An 8,944-nucleotide genomic window follows, 5' to 3' on the forward strand; every position below is an offset into this window, starting at 1 on the left:
CTGTGCCGCCCCTCGCCCCGTTATTACGGGGCGAGGGTAAGGGTGAGGGGCAACGCACACCTCGCCGAAACAGCATGATTTCGAAACCGCGCTCCTAGGGACCCGCCATGAAGCTGATCCGTTTCGCCGATCTCGCTCGCAAGCCCTGGAAGAACGGCGGCGGCACCACCACCGAGATCGCGGCCTCGCCGGAGGGCGCCGGCTTCGAGGATTTCGACTGGCGCCTGTCGGTGGCGGAGGTGGCGAGCGACGGCCCCTTCTCGCTGTTCCCACGGATAGACCGCACTTTGACCCTGATCGAGGGCCAGGGCCTCGACATGTCGATCGAAGGGCGTGAGGCGGTGAGGCTGACCCCGGCCTCCGCTCCCCTGGCCTTCCCCGGCGACGTACCCGTCACGGCCAGCTTGGTCGACGGCCCCATCCGCGACTTCAACGTGATGACCCGGCGCGGGCGGTTCAGCCATCGGGTGACCCGGCATGATCTGGCATCCGGACTGCTGACGCTGCCGCAGGACGGCCTTCAGCTGGTGGCAGCGCTCGGCGCCGGCCCGGTGCGGATCGGCGCGGCGAGCCTCGACCTCGGCTTCGCCGACGTCGTCGCCTTCGAGGCGGGCGATACGGGCAGCATCGCAGGAGCGCTGCCCGTCTTGTTGATCGGCTTACTGCCCGCTCGAGCAAAGCGCGTTCAAGCGTGAACGCTTATTTGCTCTCACTCATTGCTCTGACGCGTCTTTGCGATTCTAGGTGACCCCGTCTAATCGCAAAACGCTATAGGGCCGGCTGATGCCGGCGCCAAACTCACTGCACCGCGTGCTTGACGGCGCGGCCGGTGGCCTTCACGTCCCGGCCGACGCCGGTCACCGTGTTGGCGCAGGCGGTCAGGGTGAGGGCGGACACCACGAGAGCAACGATCGCGAAGGAAATTTTTGACATTCGTACATTCCCCGAATTGGCTGTGCCGACAATGGCAACAAGACAGGAATCGTTATGCCATATTCGCCGGCTTTGCACAGCCGGACTTTTCCTTCCCAAAGGGAATATCCGCCCTCTACTTGCCTATCCTGACGCTCCATGAGACAGGCGGCGCCCCCCCTGAATGGCTGCCATCCCTGGAGCAAAGCGCGTTCAAGCGTTAACGCTTATTTGCTCTAACGCATTGTCCTGACGCGTCTTTTCGATTCCTGGTGACTCCGTCCAATCCCAAAACGCTATAGCGGGCCTGGCCGGCCCCCTATCCCAAGCCCGCCGATGCCGTTATGCTCCGCCCCCTCGAAGCGGCCCGACATTCGTCGCGGGCATGCAACCCCCTCAAAGGCACCTTGTTCCTCGACATTGCCATCATCGTCTTCCTGACGCTTCTCAACGGCGTCCTCGCCATGTCGGAACTCGCGATTGTCTCCTCCCGCCCAGCCAGGCTGCGTGCGCTCGCCGATCGCAAGAAGCGAGGCGCGGCGACGGCGCTGGAGCTTCTGGAAAACCCCGGACGCTTCCTCTCCACCGTCCAGATCGGCATCACGCTGGTGGGCGTGCTCTCCGGCGCCTTCTCGGGCGCGACGCTCGGCACGCGTCTTGCCGGCTGGCTGCAGGCCCAGGGCTTGTCCGTCAATGCCGCCGACACGCTCGGCGTCGGCATCGTGGTGGTGGCGATCACCTATCTGTCGCTGATCATCGGCGAACTCGTGCCCAAGCAGATCGCTTTGCGCGATCCCGAGCGCATGGCGGCCCGGGTGGCGCCGGCCATGCGGCTCCTGTCGAAATGCGCGGCGCCGCTGGTCTTCCTGCTCGACATCTCCGGACGCGCCGTGCTGAGGCTGCTCGGCCAGGGCGGCAAGAGCGAGGAAAAGGTGACGGAAGAGGAAGTGCGCACCATCCTCAAGGAAGCCGAGAGCGCCGGCGTGCTGGAGACGGCAGAGCGCGACATGATCTCCGGCGTCATGCGCTTGGGGGATCGCAGCGCCCGCTCGCTGATGACGCCGCGACGCGACGTGGAGGTGATCGACCTTTCCGATTCCGCCAAGACGATCATGGCGCAATTGCGCGCCACCAGCCGCTCGCGCCTGCCCGTGCAGGACGGCGAGGACGACAACATCGTCGGCGTCGTCATGGTCAAGGACCTGTTCCAGAGCCAGCTCGACGGCCGGGCCCTCAATGTGCGCGACCATATTCAGGCTGCGCCCATCGTGATGGACACCAACGAGGCGCTGAGCGTGCTGCAATCCCTGCGCTCCGCCAGGGCGCATATGGCGCTGGTTTTCGACGAATACGGCCATTTCGAGGGCGTGATCACCGCCAATGACGTGCTGGAGGCGATCACCGGCGCCTTCCAGGACGACGACGAGGACGAGCCGGCCATCACCATGCGCTCGGACGGCTCCTATCTGGTGTCAGGCTGGATGCAGGCCGACGAACTGGCCGAAACCCTGTCGATGCCGATCGAGCGCGGCGGCTACGAGACGGCGGCGGGTTTCATCCTGGCCGAACTCAACCGCTTGCCGCAGACCGGCGAGAGCTTCGTGCGAGACGGCTGGCGCTTCGAGGTGGTCGACCTCGACGGCAGGCGCATCGACAAGATCCTGGTATCGAAGGACGCGTAGCGCCGCAATCCTTCTCCCCTTGCGGGAGAAGGTGGCGCGCAGCGCCGGATGAGGGGAGAAACGCAACCTGGCAAAGGGAGTGCTAACACCCCTCATCCGCCCCTTCAGGGCACCTTCTCCCGCAAGGGGAGAAGGGTACTCGCGCCCCTTCCCGCCAGCCCTTCACCGTGCCTCGGCGGCGGCAAGCGGAGCGGTGTTGGCCCATTGCGTCACCGCCATGCCGCCGAGGATGAGCAGGACGCCGGCGAGGCGGGCCGGATTGACCGGCCTTGCCGCAAAACCCATTAGGCCGAAATGATCGATCGCCAGCGAGGCGATCATCTGACCGGCGATCACCGCCACCATGAAATTGGCGGCACCGAGCCGGGGGGCCAGCAGAAGCGCGGCGGTGATGTAGATCACGCCGGCCAGACCGCCCGTCCAGATCCACCACGGCCCCTTCGATGCGGCGTCGATGCTGGGGGCCGATACGCGGAAGGCCGCCATCACCGGCAGGATCACCGCGATGCTCACCGCCAGTGAAACCAGGGTGGCCCAGAGCGGATGGCCGAGCAGGCGGCCGAGCGTGGCATTGGCGCCCGCCTGGAACGGCACGACCGCGCCTGCGATCAGGGCCGGCAGCAGCAAAAGAATGGAAGCGGGGTTGGTCATCGGCGCTCTCCTTCAGTCGCGGAAGAGCTATGCCATTCCGTAATCAGATGGAAATTCCGATTTCCTATCCCTAGTATGCATCGCATGAATAATCTTGCCGGTATCGACCTCAACCTGCTCACCGTGCTCGAGGCCCTGCTGGCGGAGCGCCACGTCTCGCGCGCGGCCTTGCGCCTGAACAGGAGCCAGCCGGCCGTCAGCCATGCCCTGGCGCGGCTGCGCCTGCTGTTCGACGATCCCCTGCTGGTGCGCCAGGGCGGCGGCCTCGGCCCGACGGCACGGGCGCTCGAGATCCAGCCTCATCTCGGCGAGGCGCTCGACCGCATGCGGCATCTGCTCGCCCCGGCCGGCTTCGATCCCTCGAGCGAGCGTCGCACCTTCCGCCTGGCGATGTCGGACTATGGCGCCGCCGTGCTGCTGCCGAAGCTCGTGCCGCTCCTGCGCACCGAGGCGCCCCACAGCGACCTGCTCGTCACCCAGGCGAGCCGGGAGGCGATGGAGGCCCAGATCCTCGATGGCGAAATCGACCTGGCCCTGGCCGTGTTTCCCGATCTCGGCAAGCAGCTGGCCCGCAGCCTCCTGTTCGAGGACCGCTATGTCTGCCTCGCCGACGCGGCAGGCCAGCCGCCTTCCGGCGGGCTCGACCTTGCTGCCTATCTCGCCCGCCCGCATGCCCTGGTGGCGCTGCGTGCCGATGTCGAGAACGAGATCGACCGCGCTCTCGCCGCGCTCGGCCACAGGCGGCGGATCTGCCTGACCCTGCCGCATTGGGGCGTGGCGCCGCGCCTGATCGCCGGCACGGACATCATTCTCACCGTGGCGCGCGGCATCCTGCCGCCCTCGATCGAGGCTGACGGCCTTCGCCTGTTCGAACCGCCCTTCGCCCTGCCTGCCGTGCCCTTCACCCAGATCTGGCACCCGCGCCGCCAGGGCGATCCGGCCCATCAGTGGCTGCGCGAACGCATCGGAGGATTTTTCCGGGCGGGGTGACATTGGTGTGCCGATCTCCGGATCCGCATTTCAGAGCGTTTCTGCGTCTTCCTCTGGGAAGCGACACCGCCGCGACCAGAGCAAAGCGCGTTTAGACGGAAGCACTTGTTTGCTCTGACTCTTTGGTTCCACGCGTCTTTGCGATTCTTGGCGACTCCGCCAAATCGCAAAACACTTTAGAAAAATGCCGATCTGGAGATCGGCACACCGTGTTCGATCGCCCGTTCCAACCAGGCTGGCACATGGGAATGCGCCCTGCCGGCCGCTTGCCTCCCTTTCCCCTCAATCCCCGAGATCGATCGGCTTCAGTGTGGGATAGAGATCGCCGGGGCCTGGATTTTCAGCCGGAGAGCGGCCGCCGAGATGGGTCATCACGCCCCAGACGGCATTGAGCGCCGTCTGCACCGCGCCTTCGACCCAGGCCGGCGTCCAGCTCACGCCATCGCCGGCCATGAAGATGCCGCGCTGGCTCTCAGGCAGGTCGGCCTGCATGAAATGGCCGTACATGCGGTGATTGTAGCGATAATGCCCCGGCAGCGCGCCCTTGAAGGCGCCGAGGAAGTTCTCGTCCGCTTCCCAGCTCACGCAGATCGGCGAGCCGATGATGTGGCTGGCGATATCGAGCCCGGGATAGATCTTGCCGAGGGCGGAGAGGGCGAGCTCCACCCGCCGCTCGGCCGGCAGCGGCAGCACCTTCAGCGCATCCGTCATCCAGGAATAGGACAGGCAGATCACGCCCGGCCTGTCGTCGCCATTGTCGAACAGATAGGTGCCGCGGGTGATGCGGTCGGTCAGCGTCATCGACATCAAATCGCGGCCGGTGGCCGGGTCCTTGTCCTTCCAGAAGGGGCGGTCGACCATGATGAAGGTCTTGGCCGCCTGCATGTAGCGGGTGCGGTCGAGCGCCATCCACAGCTTCTGGTCGAACAGGTTCTCCTCGGCGGCGATCGAGGTGGTGAGCAGATGGCTCTGGCAGGTGACGACCACCGCCTCGTAATCGTCGCGATTGCCCCATTGATCCGTCACGGCAAAGCCGCCCTTGCCGTTATGGGCGATCGCCTGCGCCCGCCCCCTGGTGGCGCCGGCGTTGAGCCCGGCCAGCGTGGTGCCGGCCGGCCAATGCGCGAGCTTTTCCGGCGCCTTGGACCAGATGCCCTGCGCCACCTGCTCGACCCCGCCGACGACATAGCGCTGCTCGTCGTCGAAGGCACCGAGATTGACGCGCAGGATCTCCAGCATCGAATTGGGGAAATCCGAATCCCAGCCGCCGGTGCCGAAGCCCACCTGCCCGAACACCTCGCGATGGCGGAAGGAGAGCTTGCGGAAGGCCTGCGACGACACCACGAAATCATAGAAGGTGCGCTCGTCCCAATCGCGCACGATCGGATCCCACAGCTCCTTGATGCGTCTGGCATCGCGCGCCCGCATCGCCGCCTGCAGCGCGGAGAACTGGGCCCCCTCCTCCAGGGCCTGGTGATAGGCGTCGGCGACCTCGCGGTAGAGCGGGGGCAGGTCGTCCAGCGTGCGGGCATAGAGGGTCTCGCCCTCCAGATCGATCACGGTGGAGCCGGCTGCCGGCGTCAACGGATTGGGAAAGGGCCGCGTCTCCAGGCCGAGCTTGTCGACATAATGATAGAAGCCGCGCGAAGAGACCGGGAAACGCATGCCGCCGAGCTCGGCGATGATGCCGTCCGTGCCCTCGAAACGCTGCGAGCGCAGCCGCCCGCCGAGCCGAGCCGATTCATAGAGCACCGGCCGCAAGCCCAGGCGCATCAGCTCATAGCCCGCCACCAGCCCGGCCGCTCCCGCCCCGATGATGGCGACGCGCTTGCCATGCTTGTCGGCCGGCACGGCGCCGAGCCCGGCCGGATGGGCCAGCCACGCGTCATAGGCAAACGGAAAATCCGGCCCGAAGGCGCTGATGGCATCGGAGGGGTCGTTCGGCATGGTTGTTTCCCTGCTGGCATGATGGGCGCCGGAAAGGCGCGCGCCATCATGCGCGAGGCCGGGGAATAGGGGAAGTGGGGTGTCTGCCCTCGGCGTCGGGGTTCTTACCCCGTCACTCAAATTTAAGTGTCTCACTTCGGGGGTTGCACTCCACACGCATCAGGTACAGTCAGTTGAGTGCGCTGTCACCATAATCGCGTATCACGCCGCAATTCAAGCCAAGCCGAGCCGGCGACGGCTAGCCCTCCGCCTAATGGCGCGAAATCCGCCGAGACTCTAGTTGCCGATGGATGACAAAACTGGTTAAGTCACGATCCATGCGCATACAGCATGCAAAGGACTGAAAGTGAAATGTCCTTGTCCCACGACTATGCCCCAAAAACGGAAAGCATCTCCGGAAACCCTTTTACGATAGCCATATCGTACGGAGATTTACCAGCATTATTTTTATGGAACTTATCGGCTCCCAACTCAATTAATTTGCGAATAAGTTCATAGTTCGGCTTCGGATTCAGCACGGCTGTCCACAGTGGGCCGTTTCCATACTTATCAATCAATTCTAAATCACACCCCGCTGCAATAATATTATCAGATATATCGTACAATCCCTTCGCAATGGAATATTGTAAGGCAGTCTGTCCATTTTTGTCTTGATTATTTAAATTAACTCCTGCCTCAATGAAAGCATTTGCAAATTCAGGTCTATAGGAAATTGCTTCCTGTAGGAGCGTGCATCCAGATTGATCGATAATATTAACGTCATCAACTTGACTTAAGTTAAAGTCAACGTCTGTACGAAGTTTTGCAAAAATATCCACTGACTTATCCTCTATTAATCATTCACTGCTCGAATCTATGGTTTCGATTCAATTACGGTGACAGTGCATTCTATTCTGACCCCTGACCCGCCCACCCGACTGACGCCAACTATCCTTCCTTGGGCTTAGGCCCGCGTTTCCCCGGTCTCACCTCGCGGCCCGTCAATACCCTGATGCGGTCGATGAAGGCGTCGTCGCCAAGCGGGCGTCCGACACTCTCCGCCCGGCGGATGCGGTTGAACATCGTCTCATCCACATTATCGAGCAGATCGGAGAAATCGGCGACGCGCTGGCGAACCGGCGCAAGGCTGGTGATACAGTCTTCCTGCCCCAGAAGATGGGCCCTCGTGCTGGCCCAGCGCCAATCCCGAGTTCGTTCCAAAGGCCGACCCGAACCGGATTGATACAGACATAGCGCACCGCGTGCAGGAGATGCGCCTCATCCATGGCAACCGCGCCATAGCACCCTCGCCAAAAATGCCCGTCCGCTTCTCACGCGCATGGACATGGCCGGCATAGCGCCGATGGGTTGGCGCCAAGGCCCGCCGCAGGCCATCCGGATCAGGCGGCACGAGAATGAGATGCACGTGATTGGGCATCAAACACCAGGCCCACACCTCGACGCCGGCAGCCTGGCAATGGACCGTGAGGCAGTCACCGTAAAAGGCATAATCCTCGATACCAAAGAAAGTGCGCTGCCGCCCATTGCCGCGCTGGATGACATGATAGGGCAGACCGGGAACCACGATACGTGAAAGCTGAGCCATCAAGGTAGGATGGAGCCGAACTTGGTGCAGGCAATAGAGTGAACTGTGTAACAGCTAAGATTGCTGATCCCATCTTCCTAACCGGGAGATGAACTCGCGCCAATCCAGGGGCAGTCGTCGACGAAAACCCTCACGATGTAGAGCACGCAGTGAACCAGATGCTTTAAAAAGCGCAGTCCACCCCAAGCCTGTAATTTAGTCCTGATGTCCTTCAGAAGCCACCCGCCTGTCACTGGCGCGTCAATGGACCAACAGGGCGAATAACTTCAAGACGTCCAAACGGAAAGGCTGGGGGATCTGGGGGAGTCAAGCGAGTAAGATTAAACCGAGACAGCCCGCAGATCATTGCAAGATGTTCGACGATCTTGGTCCGATGTAAGTGCTCTACGTCTTGAGATCCACCTAATTGAAGGACCGGAGCGTAACCATAAATCTCGCCAGGCTCTAACTTACCCAGAGTCGCGAGCGCTTCATCAAAATCATCTCTATCCGAATTTATAAAAGAAGTCATCGGGGTTTGCACAAGTATATTATCATCCAACCTCTCTCCTGTACTTAAATCCAAATAATATTCATCTGGAGGAGAGTAAATTGTGGAAGTAAGAAAATCTATTCCTATAATCCGCCTTGTCTTATCCCATACCTCCAGAGAGCCAAACGCGGAATAACCAACTGTGGTCATATCTTCTGCATTATACTCTGGATCTCCCTCAAAGAGCGTTCTTAGTATAGGCTGCAAGAGCGCCGGGTCGCAGAACCAAAAGAAGCCATTCAAATAGGATCCTCTACCGTGATCGCGCCAAAATTTAAGAATTGTTTCCGGAACCTTATCAAAATACTTAGAAATTTCTTTATCAGAGACTTTTGTAGCCTGCTCGGGCCCCCCAAAATTATCCAATAGGTAGGAGAGCATATCTGATTTCGACATCTAAATATCCAATTTTTTTCATGTATAATTCGAGTTCAGGGCAGGATTACCATCGCACGTCGACAAACGCACATCCATCTTACAACGATTTTCTCTCATCTCCGCTGCGTAAGCCTCTAGCTCCTGCTGACGACTGGACGAAAATGGAATTACGGTGACAGTGCATTCTATTCTGACCCGCCCACCCGACTGACGCCAACTATCCTTCCTTGGGCTTAGGCCCGCGTTTCCCCGGTCTCACCTCGCGGC

General features: G+C 61.5%; 9 protein-coding genes and 1 pseudogene. 3 read left to right on the forward strand and 7 right to left on the reverse strand.

Features of this window, described 5'->3' with window-relative positions; all coding sequences use genetic code 11:
* Window positions 1-107 precede the first annotated feature (107 nt).
* Entirely contained in the window at window positions 108-695 is a 588-nt protein-coding gene (locus tag J8I29_RS28115) for a HutD family protein (protein ID WP_209434181.1), read from the forward strand.
* A 103-nt stretch (window positions 696-798) separates the two neighbouring features.
* Here J8I29_RS28115 and J8I29_RS28120 read toward each other — a convergent pair whose 3' ends face one another.
* The gene (locus J8I29_RS28120; protein WP_068288645.1) at window positions 799-933 is read right to left on the reverse strand and encodes an entericidin A/B family lipoprotein; all 135 of its coding nucleotides are present in this window, start codon (window positions 931-933) and stop codon (window positions 799-801) included.
* Between the two features lie 386 nt (window positions 934-1,319).
* Here J8I29_RS28120 and J8I29_RS28125 point away from each other — a divergent pair, with 386 nt between their 5' ends.
* Window positions 1,320-2,594, forward strand: a complete 1,275-nt coding sequence (locus J8I29_RS28125; RefSeq protein WP_209434182.1) for a hemolysin family protein — start codon at window positions 1,320-1,322, stop codon at window positions 2,592-2,594.
* A 162-nt stretch (window positions 2,595-2,756) separates the two neighbouring features.
* Here the strand turns inward: J8I29_RS28125 and J8I29_RS28130 are convergent, their stop codons facing one another.
* Entirely contained in the window at window positions 2,757-3,245 is a 489-nt protein-coding gene (locus J8I29_RS28130) for a DMT family transporter (RefSeq protein WP_209434183.1), read from the reverse strand.
* 84 nt (window positions 3,246-3,329) lie between these two features.
* On the opposite strand from J8I29_RS28130, the gene J8I29_RS28135 reads away from it, so the two are divergent.
* Window positions 3,330-4,235, forward strand: coding sequence for a LysR family transcriptional regulator (locus J8I29_RS28135; RefSeq protein WP_209434184.1), 906 nt, complete (start codon window positions 3,330-3,332; stop codon window positions 4,233-4,235).
* A 282-nt stretch (window positions 4,236-4,517) separates the two neighbouring features.
* Here the strand turns inward: J8I29_RS28135 and J8I29_RS28140 are convergent, their stop codons facing one another.
* The 5 genes and pseudogenes from J8I29_RS28140 to J8I29_RS28155 form a co-directional block, all read right to left on the reverse strand.
* Window positions 4,518-6,182, reverse strand: coding sequence for an NAD(P)/FAD-dependent oxidoreductase (locus J8I29_RS28140; protein WP_209434185.1), 1,665 nt, complete (start codon window positions 6,180-6,182; stop codon window positions 4,518-4,520).
* A gap of 368 nt (window positions 6,183-6,550) precedes the next feature.
* Complete coding sequence (locus J8I29_RS28145; RefSeq protein WP_209434186.1) at window positions 6,551-7,000, reverse strand: ankyrin repeat domain-containing protein; 450 nt, start codon at window positions 6,998-7,000, stop codon at window positions 6,551-6,553.
* 109 nt (window positions 7,001-7,109) lie between these two features.
* Window positions 7,110-7,382 carry a hypothetical protein gene (locus J8I29_RS30160; RefSeq protein ID WP_245197451.1) on the reverse strand — a complete coding sequence of 91 codons (273 nt, stop codon included), beginning with the start codon at window positions 7,380-7,382 and terminating at the stop codon, window positions 7,110-7,112.
* A 226-nt stretch (window positions 7,383-7,608) separates the two neighbouring features.
* Window positions 7,609-7,767, reverse strand: a pseudogene (locus J8I29_RS30165) (transposase); the annotation flags it as partial.
* A gap of 229 nt (window positions 7,768-7,996) precedes the next feature.
* Window positions 7,997-8,695 (reverse strand): GAD-like domain-containing protein, encoded by a 699-nt coding sequence (locus J8I29_RS28155; RefSeq protein WP_209434187.1) that lies wholly within the window; start codon window positions 8,693-8,695, stop codon window positions 7,997-7,999.
* Window positions 8,696-8,944: the final 249 nt, after the last annotated feature.

It is taken from the genome of Labrys sp. LIt4 (assembly GCF_017813775.1).
GTDB classification, from domain to species: Bacteria; Pseudomonadota; Alphaproteobacteria; order Rhizobiales; family Labraceae; genus Labrys; species Labrys okinawensis_A.